At 64.7% G+C, this 21,736-nt stretch carries 16 protein-coding genes; 11 read left to right on the top strand and 5 right to left on the bottom strand.

Features of this window, described 5'->3' with window-relative positions; genetic code table 11:
- Positions 1-82 precede the first annotated feature (82 nt).
- The 5 genes from ACLEJP_RS14270 (at position 83) to ACLEJP_RS14290 (ending at position 5,534) form a co-directional block, all read left to right on the top strand.
- Entirely contained in the window at positions 83-829 is a 747-nt protein-coding gene (locus ACLEJP_RS14270) for an amino acid ABC transporter permease (protein WP_225779006.1), read from the top strand.
- The gene (locus tag ACLEJP_RS14275) at positions 830-1,501 is read left to right on the top strand and encodes an amino acid ABC transporter permease (RefSeq protein ID WP_225779007.1); all 672 of its coding nucleotides are present in this window, start codon (positions 830-832) and stop codon (positions 1,499-1,501) included.
- On the top strand, positions 1,498-2,232 hold the full coding sequence (locus tag ACLEJP_RS14280) for an amino acid ABC transporter ATP-binding protein (protein ID WP_440807298.1): 735 nt from the start codon (positions 1,498-1,500) through the stop codon (positions 2,230-2,232). The genes ACLEJP_RS14275 and ACLEJP_RS14280 overlap by 4 nt, the downstream gene beginning before the upstream one ends.
- 72 nt (positions 2,233-2,304) lie before the next feature.
- Positions 2,305-4,209, top strand: coding sequence for a sensor histidine kinase (locus ACLEJP_RS14285; RefSeq protein ID WP_440807301.1), 1,905 nt, complete (start codon positions 2,305-2,307; stop codon positions 4,207-4,209).
- The gene (locus ACLEJP_RS14290; RefSeq protein WP_225779009.1) at positions 4,206-5,534 is read left to right on the top strand and encodes a sigma-54-dependent transcriptional regulator; all 1,329 of its coding nucleotides are present in this window, start codon (positions 4,206-4,208) and stop codon (positions 5,532-5,534) included. Before ACLEJP_RS14285 ends, ACLEJP_RS14290 begins: the two co-directional genes overlap by 4 nt.
- A gap of 83 nt (positions 5,535-5,617) precedes the next feature.
- Here ACLEJP_RS14290 and ACLEJP_RS14295 read toward each other — a convergent pair whose 3' ends face one another.
- Positions 5,618-6,613, bottom strand: coding sequence for an alpha/beta fold hydrolase (locus ACLEJP_RS14295; RefSeq protein WP_440807304.1), 996 nt, complete (start codon positions 6,611-6,613; stop codon positions 5,618-5,620).
- Positions 6,614-6,809: 196 nt separating this feature from the next.
- On the opposite strand from ACLEJP_RS14295, the gene metR reads away from it, so the two are divergent.
- Positions 6,810-7,727: a transcriptional regulator MetR gene (metR, locus tag ACLEJP_RS14300; RefSeq protein ID WP_225779011.1), complete on the top strand. Its 918-nt coding sequence runs from the start codon at positions 6,810-6,812 to the stop codon at positions 7,725-7,727.
- On the opposite strand, the gene ACLEJP_RS14305 is transcribed toward metR, so the two are convergent.
- The gene (locus ACLEJP_RS14305; protein ID WP_440807306.1) at positions 7,711-8,124 is read right to left on the bottom strand and encodes an NUDIX hydrolase; all 414 of its coding nucleotides are present in this window, start codon (positions 8,122-8,124) and stop codon (positions 7,711-7,713) included. The two genes, metR and ACLEJP_RS14305, sit on opposite strands and share 17 nt — an antisense overlap.
- A gap of 132 nt (positions 8,125-8,256) precedes the next feature.
- On the opposite strand from ACLEJP_RS14305, the gene ACLEJP_RS14310 reads away from it, so the two are divergent.
- Positions 8,257-12,531 carry an Lhr family helicase gene (locus tag ACLEJP_RS14310; RefSeq protein ID WP_440807308.1) on the top strand — a complete coding sequence of 1,425 codons (4,275 nt, stop codon included), beginning with the start codon at positions 8,257-8,259 and terminating at the stop codon, positions 12,529-12,531.
- A gap of 139 nt (positions 12,532-12,670) precedes the next feature.
- Positions 12,671-14,290: an FMN-binding glutamate synthase family protein gene (locus ACLEJP_RS14315; RefSeq protein WP_440807311.1), complete on the top strand. Its 1,620-nt coding sequence runs from the start codon at positions 12,671-12,673 to the stop codon at positions 14,288-14,290.
- 40 nt (positions 14,291-14,330) lie between these two features.
- Here ACLEJP_RS14315 and ACLEJP_RS14320 read toward each other — a convergent pair whose 3' ends face one another.
- The gene (locus tag ACLEJP_RS14320; protein WP_440807313.1) at positions 14,331-15,749 is read right to left on the bottom strand and encodes an amino acid permease; all 1,419 of its coding nucleotides are present in this window, start codon (positions 15,747-15,749) and stop codon (positions 14,331-14,333) included.
- 389 nt (positions 15,750-16,138) lie between these two features.
- On the opposite strand from ACLEJP_RS14320, the gene ACLEJP_RS14325 reads away from it, so the two are divergent.
- The 3 genes from ACLEJP_RS14325 (at position 16,139) to ACLEJP_RS14335 (ending at position 20,674) form a co-directional block, all read left to right on the top strand.
- Positions 16,139-19,288 carry a transglycosylase domain-containing protein gene (locus ACLEJP_RS14325; protein WP_440807316.1) on the top strand — a complete coding sequence of 1,050 codons (3,150 nt, stop codon included), beginning with the start codon at positions 16,139-16,141 and terminating at the stop codon, positions 19,286-19,288.
- A gap of 89 nt (positions 19,289-19,377) precedes the next feature.
- A complete protein-coding gene (locus ACLEJP_RS14330; protein WP_225779021.1) occupies positions 19,378-19,923 on the top strand; it encodes a PadR family transcriptional regulator in 546 nt (181 codons plus the stop codon).
- The gene (locus tag ACLEJP_RS14335) at positions 19,916-20,674 is read left to right on the top strand and encodes a siderophore-interacting protein (protein WP_440807319.1); all 759 of its coding nucleotides are present in this window, start codon (positions 19,916-19,918) and stop codon (positions 20,672-20,674) included. Before ACLEJP_RS14330 ends, ACLEJP_RS14335 begins: the two co-directional genes overlap by 8 nt.
- Before the next feature lie 91 nt (positions 20,675-20,765).
- Here the strand turns inward: ACLEJP_RS14335 and ACLEJP_RS14340 are convergent, their stop codons facing one another.
- Positions 20,766-21,407, bottom strand: coding sequence for a Pr6Pr family membrane protein (locus ACLEJP_RS14340; RefSeq protein ID WP_440807321.1), 642 nt, complete (start codon positions 21,405-21,407; stop codon positions 20,766-20,768).
- Position 21,408: 1 nt separating this feature from the next.
- A complete protein-coding gene (locus ACLEJP_RS14345) occupies positions 21,409-21,630 on the bottom strand; it encodes a VF530 family DNA-binding protein (protein ID WP_133332077.1) in 222 nt (73 codons plus the stop codon).
- Positions 21,631-21,736: the final 106 nt, after the last annotated feature.

The following is a 21,736-nucleotide window of genomic DNA, read 5'->3' on the forward strand; positions in this document are numbered from 1 at the left end:
GTGTCTAACCTTTCATCCGAGGGCCGTGTGCCCTCGGATGCTGGAAGGTGCCCGTGAAACAACCGTCTGAGGGGAAATCCCGATGAATTACAACTGGGACTGGGGCGTGTTCTTCAAGTCCACCGGCGTGGGCAGCGAGACCTATCTGGACTGGTACGTCACCGGTCTGGGCTGGACCATCGCCATTGCCATTTCTGCCTGGATCATCGCCTTGCTGCTGGGTTCGATCCTCGGCGTCATGCGTACCGTGCCGAACCGTCTGGTATCAGGCATCGCCACCGCCTATGTCGAGCTGTTCCGCAACGTGCCGCTGCTGGTGCAGCTGTTCATCTGGTACTTCCTGGTGCCAGACCTGCTGCCCGAAGGGCTGCAGGAATGGTTCAAGCAGGACCTCAACCCGACCACTTCGGCGTTGATCAGCGTGGTCATCTGCCTGGGCCTGTTCACCGCCGCGCGTGTCTGCGAGCAAGTGCGTACCGGTATCCAGGCGCTGCCCCGCGGCCAGGAAGCCGCTGCCCGCGCCATGGGCTTCAGCCTGCCGCAGATCTACACCAACGTGCTGCTGCCGCAAGCCTACCGGATCATCATTCCGCCGCTGACCTCGGAGTTCCTGAACGTGTTCAAGAACTCCTCGGTGGCATCCTTGATCGGCCTGATGGAGCTGCTGGCACAAACCAAGCAGACCGCCGAATTCTCGGCCAACCTGTTCGAGGCCTTCACCCTGGCCACGCTGATCTACTTCACCCTGAACATGGGCCTGATGCTGCTGATGCGCATGGTCGAGAAGAAAGTCTCGGTGCCCGGCCTGATTTCCGTAGGGGGCAAATAAATGGACATGGATTTCAGCGAAATCATCCCGGCCCTGCCCGCCCTGTGGGAAGGCATGGTCATGACCCTGCAGCTGATGATCATGGGCGTGGTCGGCGGCATCGTGCTGGGGACCATCCTGGCCCTGATGCGCCTGTCGTCGAACAAGCTGCTGTCGAACCTGGCCGGTGCCTACGTCAACTACTTCCGCTCGATCCCGCTGCTGCTGGTCATCACCTGGTTCTATCTGGCGGTGCCGTTCGTGCTGCGCTGGATCACCGGCGAGGATACCCCGGTCGGTGCCTTCACCTCGTGCGTGGTGGCATTCATGATGTTCGAGGCCGCGTACTTCTGCGAAATCGTCCGCGCCGGCGTGCAGTCGATCTCCAAGGGCCAGATGGGCGCCGCCCAGGCGCTGGGCATGACCTACGGCCAGACCATGCGCCTGATCATCCTGCCCCAGGCCTTCCGCAAGATGACCCCGCTGCTGCTGCAGCAGAGCATCATCCTGTTCCAGGACACCTCGCTGGTATATACCGTGGGCCTGGTGGACTTCCTCAACTCGGCACGCTCCAACGGTGACATCATCGGGCGCTCCCATGAGTTCCTGATCTTCGCCGGTGTCGTGTATTTCCTCATCAGCTTCTCCGCTTCGTGGCTGGTCAAGCGCCTGCAAAAAAGGATCGCCGTATGATTTCCATCAAGAACGTCAACAAGTGGTACGGGGACTTCCAGGTACTGACCGACTGCAGCACCGAGGTCAAGAAGGGTGAAGTGGTGGTGGTCTGCGGCCCGTCGGGCTCGGGCAAGTCCACCCTGATCAAGTGCGTCAACGCCCTGGAGCCGTTCCAGAAAGGTGACATCGTGGTCGACGGCACCTCGATCGCCGACCCCAAGACCAACCTGCCCAAGCTGCGTTCACGGGTTGGCATGGTATTCCAGCATTTCGAGCTGTTCCCGCACCTGTCGATCACCGAAAACCTGACCATCGCCCAACGCAAGGTGCTTGGCCGCAGCGAGGCGGAAGCGACCAAGAAGGGCCTGGCCCTGCTCGACCGCGTCGGCCTCGGTGCCCACGCCAAGAAGCACCCCGGCCAGCTCTCCGGTGGCCAGCAACAGCGCGTGGCGATCGCCCGCGCGCTGTCGATGGACCCGATCGTCATGCTGTTCGACGAGCCGACCTCGGCCCTGGACCCGGAAATGGTCAACGAAGTGCTGGACGTGATGGTCGAGCTGGCCCATGAGGGCATGACCATGATGTGCGTGACCCACGAAATGGGCTTCGCCCGCAAAGTGGCCAACCGCGTGATCTTCATGGACAAGGGCCACATCATCGAGGACTGCCAGAAGGAAGACTTCTTCGGTAACCCGAGCGCCCGCCACGAGCGTACCCAGCACTTCCTCAGCAAGATCCTGCAGCATTGATTTTGCTTCATTGAACCGGTCGGCGCCGCTGCCCTTTGCGGCAGTGGCGCTGGTCGTGACAAGGCCACTGTGATGAAATGCGATCCTTCGCTTCTTCTCCCTGCCAAGCCTGCCGTGAAATCCCGCCTGCTTCGTCAATTGCTGTTGCCGCCGCTGATCATCCTGTTGATGGTCGGCCTGGGGTTGGCTGGCTACCTGGTCAGCGAAAGCAACGGCATCCGCATGCTCAGCGAAAATGGCGAGCGTCAGCTGGAACTGCATGCGCGCACGGTCGAAAGCGAAATCAGCAAGTACACCTACCTGCCGAGCCTGCTCGAACTGGAAGACAGCGTCTCGCAGTTGCTCACCGACCCTGACGGCGGTTCGCGTCAGACCGTCAACGAATACCTCGAAGGCCTGAACCGGCGCAGCCGCAGTCGGGCTATTTTCGTACTCGACACCAATGGCCGGGTGCAGGCCACCAGCAACTGGCGTGATGCCGACTCGTTCCTCGGTGAGGACCTGTCGTTCCGCGCCTATTTCCAGACCGCCGTACGCGGCGAGCCCGGGCGCTTCTACGGCATCGGCAGCACCACCGGCGAAGCCGGCTACTACCTGGCCCATGGCCTGGAAGAGCACGGCAAGATCATTGGCGTGGCCGTGATCAAGGTGCGCCTGGATACCCTCGAAGAACGCTGGCAACGTGCCCGCCTGGAAGCGTTCGTCAGCGACGAGAACGGCATCATCATCCTTTCCAGCGACCCGGCGCGGCGCCTGAAGTCGGTGCGCCCGCTGACCCCGCAGATCAAGGAGCGGCTGGCGCGCAGCCTGCAATACTACTGGTGGCCGCTGAACGAGTTGCAACCGCTGGCCCGGGAAATCCTCGCCGATGGCGTGGAAAAACTGACCTTCCCGGCCAACAGCGAAACCGCACAGGGCAAGACCAGGGAGGTGGCCTACCTGGCGCAGACCCGGCGCCTGGCCGATACGCCCTGGCACTTCACCCTGCTGACCCCGTTGCAGGACCTGCGCCGCGAATCCATGGTGCAGGGTATTCTGGTGGGCGTGGCGTTCGCCCTGCTGGCGATCCTCGGCATTGCCTGGAACGAGCGGCGCAAAGTGATCGCCACCCGCCTGGCAGCCCGCGAGGCGCTGCAGGAAGCCAACAGCCAGCTGGAGCGACGGATTGCCGAGCGCACTGCCGACCTGCGTGCCAGCAACGAACGCCTGAAAGGCCAGATTCGCGAGCGCCGGCATGCCGAGCAGACCCTGCGCCACGCCCAGGATGAACTGGTGCAGGCCGGCAAGCTGGCCGCCATCGGGCAGATGTCCACCAGCATTGCCCATGAACTGAACCAGCCGCTGGCGGCGCTGCGCACCTTGTCCGGCAACACCGTACGCTTCCTCGAACGTGGCGCGCTGGAAACCGCCAGTACCAACCTGCGCACCATGAACGACCTGATCGACCGCATGGGCCGCATCACCGCCAGCCTGCGCTCGTTTGCCCGACGCAGCGACGACAGCGGCCAGGCCTCGCTGGCCAAGGCGGTCGACGCCACCCTGCAAGTGCTGGCCAACCGCATCAGCGCCTGCCACCTGCAGGTGCACAACCAGTTCGAGGATCAGCAACTGGCCATCGACCAGACCCGCCTGGAACAGATACTGGTCAACCTGATCGGTAACGCCCTGGATGCCATGGCGACGCAGCCACTGCCCCAATTGTGGCTCGAAGGTGAGCTGCAGGGTGACAAGTACCGTCTACAGGTGCGCGACAACGGCCACGGCATCGACAGCGAGGCGCGCAAGCACCTGTTCGAACCTTTCTTCACCACCAAACCGGGCGAACACGGCCTGGGCCTGGGCCTGACCCTGTCGGCGAGCCTTGCCGCCGCCGCCAAGGGCAGCCTCAATGTCGAGCATCCCGCCAGCGGCGGCACGGCCTTCGTCCTGGCCCTGCCGCTGGTCTCCCCCCCTAGCGAATCGGCAGAGCATCCATGAACCAAGCGCCTCTTACCGTCCTGATCGTCGAAGACGACCCGCATGTGCTGCTCGGCTGCCAACAGGCACTGGCCCTGGAAGATATCGCCTGTGAAGGCGTGGGCAGCGCCGAGCAGGCACTGGAACGCATCGGCGACGACTTCGCCGGCATCGTCGTCAGTGATATTCGCCTGCCGGGCATCGATGGCCTGGAGCTGCTCAACCGCCTCAAAGCCCGCGACCGCAGCCTGCCGGTGGTGCTGATCACCGGCCACGGCGATATCGACATGGCGGTCGGTGCCATGCGCAACGGTGCCTACGACTTCATGGAGAAGCCATTCTCCCCCGAGCGGCTGGTCGACGTGGTGCGCCGCGCCCTCGAACAGCGCGGGTTGTCGCGCGAAGTGGTAGCCCTGCGCCGCCAGCTGGCGGAGCAAAGCAGCCTCGAAGGGCGCATCATTGGCCGCTCGCCGGCCATGCAACAGCTGCGCGAACTGATTGCCAACGTGGCCGATACCTCGGCCAACGTGCTGATCGAAGGCGAGACTGGCACCGGCAAGGAACTGGTCGCCCGCTGCCTGCACGACTTCAGCCGCCGCCACAGCCAGCCGTTCGTGGCTTTGAACTGTGGTGGCCTGCCGGAGAACCTGTTCGAAAGCGAGATTTTCGGCCACGAGGCCAACGCCTTCACCGGGGCTGGCAAACGCCGCATCGGCAAGATCGAACACGCCAACGGCGGCACGTTGTTCCTCGACGAGGTGGAAAGCATGCCGATCAACCTGCAGATCAAGCTGCTGCGCGTGCTGCAGGAACGCACCCTGGAGCGGCTGGGTTCGAACCAGAGCATTGCGGTGGATTGCCGGGTGATCGCTGCGACCAAGTCCGACCTGGATGCCATGGGCCAGAGCGGCCAGTTCCGCAGCGACCTGTACTACCGGCTGAACGTGGTGACGCTGGAGTTGCCGCCGCTGCGCGAGCGCCGCGAGGATATCCTGCAACTGTTCGAGCACTTCCTGCAGCAGTCGGCGCTGCGTTTCGACCGCGAGACACCGACGCTGGACAGCCAGACCCTGTCGCGCCTGATGGCGCATGACTGGCCGGGCAATGTGCGCGAGCTGCGCAACGTGGCCGAACGCTATGCCCTTGGCCTGCCGGCATTCAAGAAAGGCCCCAGCGGTGGCGCCAGCCAGGGCTTGGGCTTTGCCGAGGCGGTGGAAGCATTCGAGCGCAACCTGCTCAGCGACGCGCTGCAACGTACGGGCGGCAACCTCAGCCAGGCGAGCCAGGAGCTGGGCATGGCCAAGACCACGCTGTTCGACAAAGTGAAGAAATACGGCCTCGGCTGACCTCGAACCGCAATGTTGCGCACTGAGGCAGGTCGGCTGACGCAGTCCTTGTAGCGAGCGCATCAGCCTTGAAGCAGGGAAATTCATAGCCCTGCGATATGCGTGGCATCCTGCCGGTGTGCCTGCAGGTAGGGCAACACCGCCCCCAGCAGCGGCGCCTTGAACGGCTCCTGGAAGCGATGTGCCAACCCGGGTATCAAGCGCAGCTGGCTGCCCTGGATATGCGCCGCCAGATGCACGCCGTGCATCACCGGTAGCAGTGGGTCGGCAGTGCCGTGCACCACCAGGGTCGGCACGCGTAGCTGGTTGAGCAGCTCGACCCGGCTCGGCTCGGCCAGTATCGCCATGATCTGACGCTTGGCCCCTTCAGGGTTGAAGGCGCGGTCATAGGCCTGCGCCGCCTGCCGCAGCAAGGCGGCACGGTCGTCTGGCACCTCGGGGCTGCCCAACGCAGCCAGCAGGTCGGCCTGTTGCTCGATGGCCATTTCGCGGTTCGCTGCGCTGCGCCGGGCCAGCAGTTGCACCAGCGCCGGGGCCGGCGCCGGCAAACCCGCCGCCCCGGAACTGGACATCACCAGCGTCAGGCTGCGCACACGCCCTGGCGCCATGGCTGCCAGGTGCTGGGCGATCATGCCGCCCATGCTCACCCCCAGTACATGGAACTGGCGCACCCCCAGCGCGTCCATCAGCTGCAAGCCATCGTCCGCCATGTCGGTCAGGCTATAGGGCGCTGCCACCGGCAGCCCCAGCTTGTAGCGCAGCAGCTCGATCGTGAGGTTGGCCGACGGTGGCAGCTGGTTCCAGCGCGACAGGCCGACATCGCGGTTGTCGTAGCGAATCACCCGGAATCCCTGGCGGCACAACGCCTCGACCACGTCGTCCGGCCAATGGATAAGCTGCCCGCCCAGGCCCATGACCAGCAGCAAGGCAGGGTCGCGCGGCGCGCCGACGCTCTGGTAGACCAGGCTCACTGCCCCCAGTTCGGCGCGCTGCACCGGCACCCGGGCGTCACAGCGCTGCTCGGCGAATCCCGCAGGTACGCTGAGTACGAAGAAAACCAATAGCCAAAAAGCCCGCATGAAAGAAATACCAGAATGCAGATCCCCAGTAGAGCGCGATTCTGATGAATTCTGTTCGGGCGCGCTGCCACAGTTCGGTGACAGTTTGATGACGGCCGCCAGACGGTGTGACCAAACGCCCAGTCGACAGCGGTTGCAACATGAGGGAAACTCAACTCATTCCCTGTTCCCCCCAGATTGAACCCCCGGAGTCGCTGTGCTGGAGATCCGCCACCTGAAAACCCTTCATGCCCTGCGCGAGGCCGACAGCCTGGTGGAGGCCGCCGAACGCCTGCATCTGACGCAGTCCGCTCTTTCGCACCAGTTCAAGGAACTGGAAGAGCGCCTGGGCATGCCGCTGTTCGTGCGCAAGACCAAGCCGATTCGCTTCACCAGCGCCGGGCTGCGCCTGCTGCAACTGGCCGATGCCACCCTGCCGCTGCTGCGCGGCGCCGAGCGGGACATCGCCCGCCTGGCTGGCGGCACCGCCGGGCGCCTGCACATGGCCATCGAATGCCACAGCTGCTTCCAGTGGCTGATGCCGACCATCGACCAGTTCCGGGATGCCTGGCCGGAAGTGGAACTGGACCTCGCCTCCGGCTTTGCCTTCGCCCCGCTGCCGGCCCTGGCCCGTGGCGACCTCGACCTGGTGGTGACCTCCGACCCTGTGGACCTGGCGGGTATCACCTACGTGCCACTGTTCACCTACGAGGCGATGCTGGCGGTGGCCAACCAGCATCCGTTGGCCAGCAAGCCCTATATCGTGCCGCAGGACCTGCTCGACCAGACGCTGATCACCTACCCGGTAGAGCGTGACCGCCTGGATATCTTCACCCGCTTCCTCGAGCCGGCCGACATCGAGCCGGCCGCCGTGCGCACCTCGGAGCTGACGGTGATGATGATGCAACTGGTAGCCAGCGGCCGGGGCGTGTGCGGCATGCCGCATTGGGCGCTGCACGAGTACAGCTCGCGCGGCTACGTCAAGGGCAAGCGCCTGGGCGAGAAAGGCCTGTTCGCCACGCTTTATGCCGCGGTGCGCACCGACATGCTCGATGCACCGTACATGCGGGACTTCCTGTTGACCGCCAAGGACACCTCGTTCGCCACCCTCGATGGGGTCAGCGCGGTGCGTTGAGCGCCTGATGGTACATCGGCAGGATCAGGTCGCGGGTCAAGGGGGCCAGCGGCATGGTGGGTGTCTGGTCAGCGGCCAGCCATGTCACCTCTTCGATTTCTGCGGCCGGGACCACGGCGGCGGCGCTGTCGACACGGAACAGTTCGGCCTGTACCTCGAAGCCGGGCTCGTTGGCGGCTGGGGCGCTGAATTGGCCCAGATGCACGGCCTGGGCCGGGTCGATGCGCAGGCCCAGTTCCTCATGCAGCTCGCGCACCAGCGCCTGTACCGGGGTTTCGCCAGCATCGATCTTGCCGCCGGGCTGCATGAAGGCCTGGGTGCCGCGCTTGCGTACCAGCAGGGTACGGCCCTGGGGGTCGATCAGCAGGGCGGCGGCGATGCGGATGGTGTTGGGCATGGGTTCGGCTCACTTGAATCAATGGCCGGGGAGAATCCCATGGGACTGTTGCCCTGACAAGGCCAAGGTCTCCTCTGCCGGCCTGACGAACGGCCCCTTGCCAACCCGCCCCGTACCCTCCATAACCAGCACATGAACCTGCCCGCCAAACAGCACCCGGTGCTCGAGCTGTTCCACCCCGCCGTGCGCACCTGGTTCCGTCGTCACTTCGCCACGGTGACCGATGCCCAGGCACAGGCCTGGCCGTTGATCCATGCAGGCCAGTCGATGCTGCTGGCGGCGCCGACCGGCTCAGGCAAGACCCTCAGCGCATTCCTGGCCGTGCTCGACGAACTGTTCCGCCAGGGCCTGGAGCACCAGGGCGAGCTGCCTGCACACACCCAGGTGGTCTACGTTTCGCCACTCAAGGCGCTGTCCAACGATATCCGCCTGAACCTGCAGGCTCCGCTCGACGGCATCAGCCAGGCCCTTGTCGAACAGGGCCTCAGCGCCCCGCGCATCACCACGGCCGTGCGCACCGGCGACACGCCACAAAAGGCACGCGTCGCCATGCGCAAGCTGGCACCGCACATCCTGGTGACCACACCCGAATCGCTCTACGTGCTGATGGGCTCGGCTTCGGGCCGTGAGGGCCTGGCCAGCGTGCACACGGTGATCGTCGATGAGATTCATGCCTTGGCCGGCAACAAGCGCGGCGCCCACCTGGCATTGACCCTGGAGCGTATGCAGGCCCTGTGCCGGCGGCCACTGCGGCGTATCGGCCTGTCGGCCACGCAACGCCCGGTCGAACGGGTGGCGCAGTTCCTGGTCGGCACCGGGCGCCCCTGCGCGATCGTCGATGTCGGCCATGCACGGCAGCGCGACCTGGCCATCGAAGTGCCGCCGGTACCGCTTGGCGCGGTGATGGCCACTGATGTCTGGGGCCTGGTCTACGACCGCTTGGCCGAGCTGGCACGCCAGCACCGCACCACCCTGGTGTTCGTCAATACCCGGCGCCTGGCCGAACGCATCACCCGCCACCTCAGCGACCGGCTGGGCAAGGAGGCGGTGGCGGCACACCACGGCAGCCTGGCCAAGGAGCTGCGCCTGGATGCGGAGCAACGCTTGAAACGTGGCCAGTTGCAGGTGCTGGTGGCCACCGCGTCGCTGGAGCTGGGCATCGACATCGGCGACATTGACCTGGTCTGCCAGATCGCCTCGCCAGGTTCGATCGCGGCCTTCCTGCAGCGGGTTGGCCGCGCCGGCCACCAGGTCGATGGCGTGCCCAAGGGGCGCCTGTTCGCGACCTCGCGCGATGATCTGATCGAATGCGTAGCCCTGCTCGACTGCGTCCGCCGCGGCGAGCTGGACGAGCTCCATATACCCCGGGCGCCACTGGACGTCCTGGCCCAGCAGATCGTTGCCGAGGCCAGCAACCAGGCGTGGCACGAACAGGCCTTGTACGACTGCCTGCGCCAGGCCACGCCCTACGCCGAACTCGACCTGCAACACTACCAGGCCCTGCTGCGCATGCTCGCTGAAGGCTATAACGGCCGCCAGGGCGTGCGCAGCGCCTACCTGCACCGCGACGCGGTCAGCGGCACCTTGCGCGGCCGCCGGGGTAGTCAGCTGACTGCGCTGACCAGTGGTGGCACCATCCCTGACAACGCCGACTACGCGGTGTTGCTCGAACCACAGGCGCTGAACATCGGCAGCGTCAATGAAGACTTTGCCGTGGAGAGCATCGCCGGCGATATCTTCCAGCTGGGTAACGCCTCCTATCGCATCCTGCGCGTGGAACCGGGGCGGGTGCGGGTGGAAGACGCGCAAGGCCTGCCGCCGACCATTCCGTTCTGGCTGGGCGAGGCGCCAGGGCGCAGTGACGAGCTGTCTGCCGCGGTGGCGCGGCTACAGGCGCAGATCGACCAGCGCCTGGCGCAGGCCGGCGGCAACCTGGCAGAGGTGCTGGCGTGGTTGCAGCAAACCTTCCAACTGGGCCAGGACAGCGCCAGCCAATTGCTGGACTACCTGGCCCGCACCCGCGAAGTGCTGGGTGCCCTGCCCTCGCAGGAGACGCTGGTGATGGAGCGCTTCTTCGATGAATCCGGCGGTACCCAGCTGATCATCCATTCCCCCTACGGCAGCCGCATCAACCGCGCCTGGGGCCTGGCGCTGCGCAAGCGCTTCTGCCGCACCTTCAATTTCGAGTTGCAGGCAGCCGCCAGCGAGGACGCCATCGTGCTGTCGCTGTCCACCAGCCACAGTTTCGAACTGGGCGAGGTATGGCGTTACCTGAACAGCCGCAGCGCCGAGCCGATCCTCGTCCAGGCCCTGCTCGATGCGCCGTTGTTCGGCGTACGCTGGCGCTGGAACGCCAGCGTGGCCATGGCCTTGCCGCGCTTCATCGGCGGACGCAAGGTAGCGCCACAGATCCAGCGGATAAAGAGCGAAGACCTGGCGGCCGCCGTGTTTCCCGACCAGATCGCCTGCCTGGAAAACATCACCGGCGAGCGGCAGATTCCCGATCACCCGCTGGTCGAGCAAACCCTGGATGACTGCCTGCACGAAGCGATGGACAGCGAAGGCTGGCTGGCCCTGCTGCGGCGTATGGAAAGCGGTGCGGTGCGCCTGCTGTGCCGCGACCTGCCGGCCCCTTCGCCGCTGGCTTCGGCCATTCTCAATGCCCGGCCCTATGCCTTCCTGGATGACGCCCCGCTGGAAGAACGGCGCACCCAGGCCGTGCTCAACCGGCGCTGGAACGAGGTACACAGCGGCGACGACCTGGGTGCGCTGGATGCCGATGCCATTGCTGCCGTGGCCGCGGAGGCCTGGCCAAAGCCCGGTAATGCCGACGAAATGCATGAAGCGTTGATGGGGCTGGGCGTCATCAGCCAGGACGAAGTGCGGGAAAACGCCAGTTGGGACATGCTGTTGCGCCAGTTGGCCAAAGCCGGGCGGGCCATGCGCCTGGTGGAGGCAGGGCTGTGGCTGGCGCGCGAACGCTTGGGCCTGTTGCACACGCTGTACCCCGGTGCCCGGCTGGAGCCGGCGCTGGCGGTTTTGCCCGGCTTCGCTCAGGCTACCGAAGCGGACAGCGCGCTTGTCGAACTGCTGCGCGCCCGTCTCAGCGGCCACGGCCCGCTGACCCAGGCACAGATTGCCGCACCGCTGGGCAAGCCGGCGCAGGCCATCGAACAGGCCCTGGCCCGTCTGGAAGCCGAAGGCTATGTACTGCGTGGCCATTTCAGCCCGGGCACCAGCGACCTGCAGTGGTGCGAGCGCCATTTGCTGGCACGCATCCACCGCTACACGGTCAAACGCCTGCGCCGGGAAATCGAGCCGGTCAGCCTGCAGGACTTCATGCGCTTTCTGTTCGACTGGCAGCACCTGGCCGATGGCCACCGCCTGCGCGGGCCGGACGCCGTAGCCGAGGTGCTGGGCCAACTGCAAGGCTTTCCGAGCGCGGCCGGCGCCTGGGAGGCCGAACTGCTGCCGGCTCGTATCGAGGACTATAGCCCGCACTGGCTCGACGATGCCTGTCGCAGCGGGCAGTTTGCCTGGAGCCGCCTGGCGACGACAGTGTCGAGCAGTACCTTGGCCAGCACGCCGCTGGTGCTGCTACCACGCCAGCACCTGAACGTGTGGCGCAGCCTTGCCCCGGTGCCCGCCCTGGACAGCCTCAGCGCGCGGGCGCAACGCGTGCACGAAGTATTGCAGGCGCAGGGCGCGCTGTTCTTCGACGAGCTGAGCCATGATGCCCACCTGCTGCCCAGCGAACTCGAGGCGGCCTTGCAAGAGCTGGTGGGCGCCGGCCTCGCCGGGGCCGACAGTTTCACCGGCCTGCGCAGCCTGATCACCCCGGCGGCGAAGCGCTCATCCCGCAACAGCAGACGTGGCCACCCGCCGCTGTCCAGCAGCATGTCCAATGCCGGGCGCTGGGCGTTGTTGCGCCGCGGTGAGGTGGAAGAAAGCCAGCGCCTGGAGCACATCGCCCGGGCCCTGCTGAGACGCTATGGGGTGGTCTGCTGGCGCCTGCTGGACCGCGAAAGCGACGTGCTGCCGCCATGGCGCGAGCTGCTGCGTTGCTACCACCGGCTGGAGGCGCGCGGCGAGATTCGTGGCGGGCGCTTCATTGCCGGGCTGGCGGGGGAACAGTTCGCCTTGCCGGAGGCGGTAGCGCTGCTGCGCCAGGTACGCCGGCGCGAGCAGGACGGGGCGCTGGTAGCAGTGAGTGCCAGTGACCCGTTGAACCTGATCGGTTCGTTGCTGCCAGGGGCGAAAGTGCCGGCGGTCTCTGGCAACCGCCTGCTGTATCGCGATGGGGTGGCGGTGGCAGTGCGGGTGGCCGGACGCTATTCGTTCCTGGTCGAGGCGCCGGCCCAGGAGCAGGAAAGCTGGCGGCAGAAATTGCTGCGCGACCCGCTCTGACGTGCTCCCGCCCGCGGCCTGCAGTCACGCGGGCATGTTGCTCGCTACGGCGATTTAATTTTGCACAGCCTTGCAACTTGGCTATGGTCGGGGTTTGCCCCAGGCCCTGAGCCTGACCGCGCCATCGCAAGGACCCTGTATGAGCCTGTCACTTCTCAGCCGCTATGCCTTTTTCGCCGCCTGTGTGCTGTTCACCCTGGCGAGCCTGCCGTTCACCCACCATGAATGGTTGTGGCCATTCACCCTGACCAGCGCCGTCCTCAGCCTGATCGGCCTGTTCGACCTGCTGCAGCAACGCCATGCGGTGCGTCGCAACTACCCGATCCTGGGCAACATCCGCTACCTGGTCGAGGCCATTCGCCCGGAAATCCGCCAGTACCTGCTGGAGGCCGACAGCGATGCCCTGCCGTTCTCGCGTGCCCAGCGCTCGCTGGTGTATGCGCGGGCGAAGAACGAAGCCTCCGACAAACCCTTCGGCACCCTGATCGACGTGTACGAGTCCGGATTCGAGTTCATTGGCCACTCCATGCGCCCGGCGCCACTGGCCGACCCGGCAAGCTTCCGCGTCATGGTCGGCGGGCCGCAGTGCAGCCAGCCGTATTCGGCGTCGATCTTCAACATTTCGGCCATGAGCTTCGGCTCGCTCAGCGCCAACGCCATTCGCGCGCTCAACCAGGGCGCCAAGCTGGGCAATTTCCACCATGACACCGGCGAAGGCAGCATCAGCCCCTATCACCGCGAACACGGTGGCGACCTGGTCTGGGAACTGGGCAGCGGTTATTTCGGCTGCCGCACGCCGGATGGGCGCTTCGACCCCGAACGTTTCGCCGCCCAGGCGCGCAGTCCGCAGGTGCGGATGATCGAGATCAAGATGAGCCAGGGTGCCAAGCCCGGCCACGGCGGCATCCTGCCCAAGCACAAGGTAACCCGGGAAATCGCCGAGACCCGTGGTGTACTGATGGGTGAAGACTGCATTTCACCGTCACGCCACAGCGCCTTCTCCACCCCCATCGAAATGATGCAGTTCATCGCCCGGCTGCGTGAACTGTCTGGCGGCAAACCGGTGGGCTTCAAGTTCTGCCTGGGTCACCCCTGGGAGTTCATGGGCATCGCCAAGGCCATGCTGGAAACCGGCATCCTGCCCGACTTCATTGTCGTCGATGGCAAGGAGGGCGGCACCGGCGCCGCGCCGGTGGAGTTCACCGACCACATCGGCGTACCGTTGCGCGAAGGCCTGCTGTTCGTGCACAACACCCTGGTCGGCCTGAACCTGCGCGACAAGATCAAGCTTGGCGCCAGCGGCAAGATTGTCAGTGCCTTTGACATCGCCAGCGTGCTGGCCATCGGCGCCGACTGGGCCAACTCGGCGCGCGGCTTCATGTTCGCCATCGGCTGCATCCAGTCGCAGAGCTGCCACACCAACAAGTGCCCGACCGGCGTGGCCACGCAAGACCCGCTGCGCCAGCGCGCGCTGGTAGTGCCGGACAAGGCCCAGCGGGTATTCAATTTCCACCACAACACCTTGCGTGCGCTGGCCGAGATGCTTGCAGCAGCGGGCCTTGAGCATCCAGCACAGCTGGAAGCCAAGCACCTGGTGCGGCGCAGCTCCGCGACCGAGATCAAGCTGTTCTCGCAGATGCATGTGTTCCTGAAGCCGGGGGAACTGCTGACCGGCGAGGTGAATGGCCAGTTCTATTCGCGCATGTGGCAGCTGGCGCGGGCGGACAGCTTTGAACCGAACAGTGAGGTGGCCGCCTGATAGCCCCCTGGGGCCGCAAAGCGGCCCCGGGAACCCAGCATCAGGAAACCGTGCCTGCCGCGCCCTGCGCTTCTTTCGGCGCCAGGCGCAAGGCGTAGTACAGCACCGTCAGCAGCACCAGGAACGCCGGGCCGATATACAGCGCCACGCGGGTATCCTCGAAGTACGCCATCAGGCCGACCACCAGCACCAGGAAGGCCAGGGCCAGGTAGGAGCTCAGCGGCCACAGCCACATGCGGTATTTCAATGCCTTGCGCTCGGCGCTGCTGAGGCCGGCGCGGAATTTCAGCTGCGCCAGCAGAATCATTACCCAGGTCCAGATCGCGCCAAAGGTGGCGATCGAAGTGACCCAGACGAAGACTTTCTCCGGCACCAGGTAGTTGGCCAGCACGCCCAACAGCAGCGCGCCGATCGACAGCAGCAGCGCATTGCGCGGCACGCCGTTCTTCGAGGTGCGGGCGAAGGCTGCCGGGGCCTGGCCGTTCTGCGCCAGGCTGTAGAGCATGCGCCCGGTGCTGAAGATGCCGCCGTTGCACGAGGACAGCGCGGCGGTAATCACCACGAAGTTGATGATGCCGGCGGCAGTCTTGATACCGAGGCGCTCGAAGGTCATGACGAACGGGCTGCCCTGGCTGCCAATCTCGTTCCATGGGTAGATCGACAGGATCACGAACAGCGCACCGACGTAGAACAGCAGGATGCGCCAGAACACCGAGCCGATGGCGTGCGGAATGGTTCTCTGCGGGTTGCGCGCTTCACCCGCGGTCAGGCCGATCATTTCCACGCCCAGATAGGCAAACATCACCATCTGTAGCGACATCAGTACCCCGGCGATGCCATTCGGCATGAAGCCGCCGTTGCTCCACAGGTTGGAGATGCCCATTGCCACACCGTCATTGCCCAGGCCGAAGGCAATGATGCCGATGCCGCCGAGGACCATGGCGATGATGGTGACGATCTTGATCAAGGCGAACCAGAACTCGAATTCACCGAACGCCTTGACCGCCGCCAGGTTGACCGCGCCCATGCTGCCCAGCGCCGCCAGGGCCCAGATCCAGCGCGGGACATCGGGGAACCAGATGCCCATGTAGATGGCGACCGCGGTAATCTCCGCCACGCAGGTCACCAGCCACAGGAACCAGTAGTTCCAGCCGGTAAGGAAGCCCGCCAGCGGGCCGAGGTAGTCCTGGGCATAACGGCTGAACGAACCGGCGACAGGATTGTGCACGGCCATTTCACCAAGGGCGCGCATGATCACCAGAATGGCCAGGCCACCGATGATGTAGGACAGCATGATGGCTGGGCCGGCCATTTCGATGGCCTTGGCCGAACCAAGGAAAAGACCGACACCGATACAGGCGCCCAGCGCCATCAGACGGATGTGCCGTTCGCCCAGTTCACGCTTGAGCGGGCCGCCATCAGTGGCCTGGCCGTGGGCAGGGTGGTTGCCGACTGGCATAGCAATACAACCTCGTTTTGTTATTGGATTTGACCTTCGTGCAGCACCGGCCAGGCCGATAGGCGTAGCGTTGGCTTGCCAAACTGGCCTTGTGGGCCGGCTCGAGTGCCGGAATAGAGCGTCCGGCTGGGCGAAGGGGCAAGCAGTATAGGAACACCGTTGTAGGGATTTTCGCTATATATAGCGGAATAATCAGCGAGTTTTCCGGGGCAAAAAGCGCTCTTGAACATCGCCCTGGCACCATAGCAACATCGTCCGACGAAGAAACCGACACCAAAGCCGCATAGCCCGATGGCACTTTCTCGGCTTCTTACAAATTTTTCACCTGCCCTGCTCAACGTCTAAGCTTCAGACAAGCAAGACGAAAACACCTGGCCGGATAGAAGACTATGGGCGCACTGTGGCAATCGGAACCAACCAGAACGGAAGCACCCGACCTACCTCCGGCCGAGACGCCACAACCGAAGTCCCCCCGTCAACGTCGGCTATGGTGGCGGCTGATCATTCTCATCCTGCTGGTGGCACTGGTAGCCATCGGCTTCGCCGCGTACGACGAGTTCCGCACCTCCAACCTGCAGTCGCGGGAATTCAGCAAGCTGGCCACTACCCTCACCTATTCGCTGCAGCCAGGCCCCAGCGATGCCATCGTCTACCCCGGCGAAGGCCCGTTCGACAAACGCCTGGGCTACAGCGCCCTGGGTGAATTCCTGCCGCGCCTGCTCAAGCGCGACTACCTGATCAGCGAGCAGGTGCGGTTCTCGCCGGCGCTGATGAACTACGTCGAGCATGGGTTGTTCGCCCCTTACATCGAGAAGATCCAGGCCGGGCTGTCGATCACCGACTGCCGCGGCGACACGCTGTACCAGTACAAGTACCCGCAATACTTGTATCCGGACTTTGCCGCGATCCCACCGGTGATGGTCAACAGCCTGCTGTTCATCGAAAACCGCGACCTGCTCGACACCAAGGACCCACGCAACAACCCGGCCGTGGACTGGCCGCGCTTCGCCAAGGCTGCCTATAGCCAGGTGGCCAAGTACCTGGCCCTGCCTGGCCAGTCCGCAGGTGGCAGCACCCTGGCCACGCAACTGGAAAAGTACCGCCATTCACCAGACGGCCTGACCGTGTCGGGCGCCGAAAAGATCCGTCAGATGATTTCTGCCAGCGTGCGTGCCTACCAGGGCGGCCCCGACACCACCGAGGCGCGCCAGCGCATCGTCCGCGACTACCTCAACAGTGTGCCCCTGTCGGCCGTGCCTGGGCATGGCGAGGTGCACGGTATGGCCGAGGGCCTGCGGGTGTGGTACGGCGCCGATTTCGACCAGGTCAACCAGGCCCTGATGTCCACCGCCAGTGACCCCGCAAGCATGGCCGCGCGCGGCCTCGCCCTGCGCCAGGTGCTGTCCTTGATGATTGCCCAGCGCCGCCCCTCGCACTACCTGTCCAAGGGGCGAATCGAGCTGGCAGAGCTGACCGATGCGCACATTCGCGTACTGGCTGCCAACCAGGTCATCGACCAGCCGCTGGCCAACGCCGCACTGGCCAGCAAGGCGGTTTACCGCGACTGGGTGGCGCAACCGACCATCGTGCCGATCGTCACCAACAAGGGCATCAGCCTGGCGCGCAACCGCCTGGCGGCCATGCTCAACCGCCCATTGTACGACCTTGACCGCCTCGACCTGTCGGCCACCAGTACCCTGCAGGCCGACCTTCAGGTGCAGGTCAGCCAATACCTGAAGAACCTTGCCGACCCCGCGTTCGCCGCGCAGATGGGCCTGATTGGCGAGCGTCTGCTGACGCCCAGGACCACCGACCAGGTGAGCTACAGCTTCACCTTGTTCGAGCGCACTGCCGATGGCTCGCGGGTGCGGGTGCAAACCGACAGCACCGACCAGCCTTTCGACATCAACGAAGGCAGCAAGCTGGAGCTGGGTTCCACCGCCAAGCTGCGCGTACTCACCACCTACCTGGAAATCATCGCCGAGCTGCACGACAAGTACGCCGGCAAACCTGCCGCCGAGCTGAAGAAAGTCGAAGTCGCCGAACTCGACCGCATCACCCAGTGGTCGCTGGAATGGCTCGCGCAGAACAGCAAGAACCAGAGCCTGGACGCCATGCTCGATGCCGCGCTGGAACGCAAGTACTCGGCCAACACCGGCGAAGCCTTCTTCACTGGCGGCGGCATGCATGTGTTCAACAACTTCCGCAAGGAAGACAACAGCCGCAACCCGACCCTCAAGGACGCGTTGCGCGAATCGATCAACCTGCCGTTCATCCGCCTGATGCGCGACCTGGTGCGCTACGTGACCTACCAGCAGCCGTATAACCGCCTGCCGTTGCTCAAGGACGACAGCGACCCGCGCCGCCAGGAATACCTGGCCCGTTTCGCCGACAAGGAAGGCACCAACTACCTGATGCGCTTCTGGAAGAAATACCAGCGCAAGACCTCGCAGCAACGCCTGGACACCTTCCTCGACAGCATGCGCGTCACCCCGCAACGGCTGGCTGCGGTGCACCGCTACCTGTTCCCCGAGGCCGGGCAGGAAACCTTCAACGCCTTTGTCCGCGCCCACCTCAAGGGTGACAAGGCCGCCCTGGGCAAACTGACCGACGGCCGCCTGTCGGAGATGTACGACGCCTATGGGCCGGGCAAGTATGACTTGCCTGACCAGGGCTACATTGCCAAGGTCCACCCCCTGGACCTGTGGCTGCTCGGCTACCTGCTGAAAAACCCCAGCTCGACCTTGACTGAAATGGTCAATGCCAGCCGCTTCGAACGCCAGGAGGTGTATGGCTGGCTGTTCAAGAGCCGCCACCAGGGCGCCCGCGACAGCCGGATTCGCACCATGGTGGAAATCGAAGCGTTCCTCGACATTCACCAGCGCTGGAAACGCGTGGGCTATCCGTTCGACCACCTGGTGCCCTCGCTGGCCACCGCGATCGGTAGCTCGGGCGACCGTCCCGCCGCCCTCTCCGAACTGGTCGGCATCATCCAGAACGACGGTGTACGCCTGCCGACCTTGCGCATCGACACCCTGCACTTCGCCGCCAACACGCCGTACGAGACCAAGCTGATCACCGACCCGGACCGGGGCGTGCGGATTCTGCCGGTGGAAGTGGCGCGCGCCCTCAAAGGTGCCATGTCACAAGTGGTGGATGCAGGCACCGCGCGGCGTATTTCCGGCAGCTTCAAGCTGCAGGACGGCACGCCACTGGTCATGGGCGGCAAGACCGGTACTGGTGACAACCGCATCGAAAGTTTTGGCGCCGGTGGCCGCCTGATCGGCTCGCGCTCGCTGAACCGTACCGCTACGTTCGTGTTCTACCTGGGCGACAACCACTTCGGCACTTTGACCGCGTTCGTGCCCGGGCGCTCGGCGGAAGCCTTCACATTCACTTCGGCGCTGCCGGTACAGGTGCTCAAGGGCATGGCCCCGATCCTCATGCCGTACCTGCAACCGGGTAATCCGAATGAGTGCAGGCTGCCACAGGTGACAGCGCAGAACGGCCAGCCGGACAAGGATGCATCGAAGAATTAGATGATAATCATCCGCAATGAAGGGCTTGTCTTTAGATATATCTTGAGTAATATCTTGCGATATATCGAACACGACAGAGCCCCGCTCCCATGCGCGAACATTCCCCCCACGACCTCTTCGAGCGGCGCCCCGGCCGCGGCGAGCGCGGCCCACGCGTATTCGCCCCTGGCGACCTCAAACTGTTGATGTTGGCCCTGCTTGCCGAGCAGCCCGGCCACGGCTACGACCTGATCCGCCAGATCGAGAACCTGTTCGATGGCAGCTACAGCCCAAGCCCCGGTGTGATCTACCCAACGCTCAATTTCCTCGAGGAGGCCGAGCTGATCAGCGGCCAGGTGCAGGGCAGCAAACGCCTCTATGCCATCACCGATGCCGGCCGCACCGCCCTGGCGGAACAGGCTGTCGCCCTGGACGGCGTACGCATGCGCATCGAGGTCAGCAAACGCGCCCTGCGCGGCCACGACCGCCCGCCAGAGATCCACGAAGCGGTCGGCAACCTGCGCCATGCACTGCACATGCACAGTGGCCGCTGGACGCCGGAAGAAATCGAGCGGGTCCGCGACCTGCTCAACCATGCCGCCAAAGCCATCGCCGCCGGGCCGACCGAGCCTGTCAGGGAGACACCCCATGAGTGACACCATCTACCGCGTCAACCACGAGATCCGCCAACGCCGCTTGCAGGTATTGCGGGTTACCGAACTGACCCCGCGCATGCGCCGTATCACCTTGGGCGGTGCCGAGCTGCAGGGCTTTACCAGCGTCGGCAGCGATGACCACATCAAGCTGCTGTTCGCCGACACGCCCGAGCAACAGCGGGCGATCGAAGCCCGTAACCTGGGCAAGGACGGTGACGCACGGCCGACCATGCGCGAGTACACGCCCCGCCGTGTCGACCTGGTGGCCAACGAACTGGACATCGATTTCGTGTTGCACGGCGATGGCCCTGCCTCGACCTGGGCCGCTCAGGCCGCGCCCGGGCATACGCTGGACATCGCCGGGCCGCGGGCTTCGACGGTGGTGCCGGATATCTTCGACAGCTACCTGCTGATCGGCGACGAAACCGCCATTCCGGCCATTGGCCGCCGATTGGAGGAATTGCCCGCAGGTCGCCAGGTGCTGGCGGTCATCCAGATCGAGGACGAACAGGAACGCCAGCCACTGCCGAGCAAGGCACTGGTGGAAGTGATCTGGGTACGTCGGCACCAGGAAGACCTGCTGACCCTGGTGAAGAACCTGAGCTTGCCGCCAGGCCGGTTGTACGGCTGGGTGGCGCTGGAGAAAACCCTGACCCGCCAGGCCAAGGCGCTGTTGCTGGAAAAGGGCGTACCTGAAAATGCACTGAAGGCCGCGGCTTACTGGCGTGCCGATGGAACTGCAGACCTGTAGCGGCCTTGTGTCGCGAAAGAGGCCGCAAAGCGGCCCCCGGCAATTTCAAAACAGGGGCCGCTACGCGCCCCATCGCGACACGAGGCCGTTCCTACACTTGAGCGCGTGAACGTCTCGTACCCCACCTGTCCAGCCCCAGCAGCACCAGCCCGATCCCCCAGAATCCCGCCAGCATCCCCAGGGCATTGCACAACACTTGCGCATATCCCAGGCTTGCTACGTCGATGAACGGGTAGGCATACACGCCAATCTGGCTGCCGCGCCACAGCGCATAGACGAAATACACCGTCGGGTACAGCGCCCATGCCGCCAGGTGCCATAACCGCAGCGTGCCCTTGGGCGTTTCGACCCACCAGTACAAGGCAAACAGCACCGGCATGACATCATGCAGCAGCTCGTCCGCCAGCCACTGCCAGCCCTGCGGTTGCCACAGATGGCGCAATAACACACTGTAGGCCAGCGCCACCAGCACGATGCTGGTGGCCACCGCCGAACTCACTGACGGCGAGAGAAAGAAGCGCTTGCCAGCCCCTTCCCGGCCAAACGCCGCATAACTCAGCACCGTCGCCACCAGCGTATTGGTCAGTACGGTGAAGTAGCTGAATACGTTGATCAGGCCACCCATCAGGCTGGCCTGTTCCTGCCAACGCGCCAGCAGCACCAGGTACACCTGCACGGTCAGGCCGAACCAGCCCAGCACGGCCATGCCGGTCAGCCAGGGACGGCGTGGCATGTCAGGCGTTGCGCTGCAGTTTCACGTACAGCTGCTCCACTTTTTCCCGCGCCCAGGGGGTCTTGCGCAGGAAGGTCAGGCTCGACTTGATGCTCGGGTTGCTCTTGAAACAACGCACATCGACGCGCTCGGCCAGGCCCTGCCATTGGTAGTGCGCCACCAGTTCAGTGAGGATCTGTTCAAGGGTCTTGCCGTGCAGCGCGTTGTGTTGGGCCGTGCTCATGCCAGTGCTCCGTGGGAAAGATGCGCACCTTACACGAGTGTAGTGGCGGGCGGGATCAGTCGTACCAACAGAAAAACCGCTGGCCAGGGACAAAAACGGTGTGCTG

Source organism: Pseudomonas sp. SMV7 (genome assembly GCF_052041995.1).
Classification (GTDB): domain Bacteria; phylum Pseudomonadota; class Gammaproteobacteria; order Pseudomonadales; family Pseudomonadaceae; genus Aquipseudomonas.

Bases quoted from the DNA above. Each gene is read 5' to 3' on its own strand.
- ACLEJP_RS14315 (WP_440807311.1), top strand. From the start codon at position 12,671: ATGAGCCTGTCACTTCTCAGCCGCTATGCCTTTTTCGCCGCCTGTGTG.
- ACLEJP_RS14340 (WP_440807321.1), bottom strand. From the start codon at position 21,407: ATGCCACGCCGTCCCTGGCTGACCGGCATGGCCGTGCTGGGCTGGTTC.
- ACLEJP_RS14285 (WP_440807301.1), top strand. From the start codon at position 2,305: ATGAAATGCGATCCTTCGCTTCTTCTCCCTGCCAAGCCTGCCGTGAAA.
- ACLEJP_RS14320 (WP_440807313.1), bottom strand. From the start codon at position 15,749: ATGCCAGTCGGCAACCACCCTGCCCACGGCCAGGCCACTGATGGCGGC.
- ACLEJP_RS14295 (WP_440807304.1), bottom strand. From the start codon at position 6,613: ATGCGGGCTTTTTGGCTATTGGTTTTCTTCGTACTCAGCGTACCTGCG.
- ACLEJP_RS14270 (WP_225779006.1), top strand. From the start codon at position 83: ATGAATTACAACTGGGACTGGGGCGTGTTCTTCAAGTCCACCGGCGTG.
- ACLEJP_RS14330 (WP_225779021.1), top strand. From the start codon at position 19,378: ATGCGCGAACATTCCCCCCACGACCTCTTCGAGCGGCGCCCCGGCCGC.
- ACLEJP_RS14275 (WP_225779007.1), top strand. From the start codon at position 830: ATGGACATGGATTTCAGCGAAATCATCCCGGCCCTGCCCGCCCTGTGG.
- ACLEJP_RS14305 (WP_440807306.1), bottom strand. From the start codon at position 8,124: ATGCCCAACACCATCCGCATCGCCGCCGCCCTGCTGATCGACCCCCAG.
- ACLEJP_RS14335 (WP_440807319.1), top strand. From the start codon at position 19,916: ATGAGTGACACCATCTACCGCGTCAACCACGAGATCCGCCAACGCCGC.
- ACLEJP_RS14290 (WP_225779009.1), top strand. From the start codon at position 4,206: ATGAACCAAGCGCCTCTTACCGTCCTGATCGTCGAAGACGACCCGCAT.
- ACLEJP_RS14325 (WP_440807316.1), top strand. From the start codon at position 16,139: ATGGGCGCACTGTGGCAATCGGAACCAACCAGAACGGAAGCACCCGAC.
- ACLEJP_RS14310 (WP_440807308.1), top strand. From the start codon at position 8,257: ATGAACCTGCCCGCCAAACAGCACCCGGTGCTCGAGCTGTTCCACCCC.
- ACLEJP_RS14280 (WP_440807298.1), top strand. From the start codon at position 1,498: ATGATTTCCATCAAGAACGTCAACAAGTGGTACGGGGACTTCCAGGTA.
- ACLEJP_RS14345 (WP_133332077.1), bottom strand. From the start codon at position 21,630: ATGAGCACGGCCCAACACAACGCGCTGCACGGCAAGACCCTTGAACAG.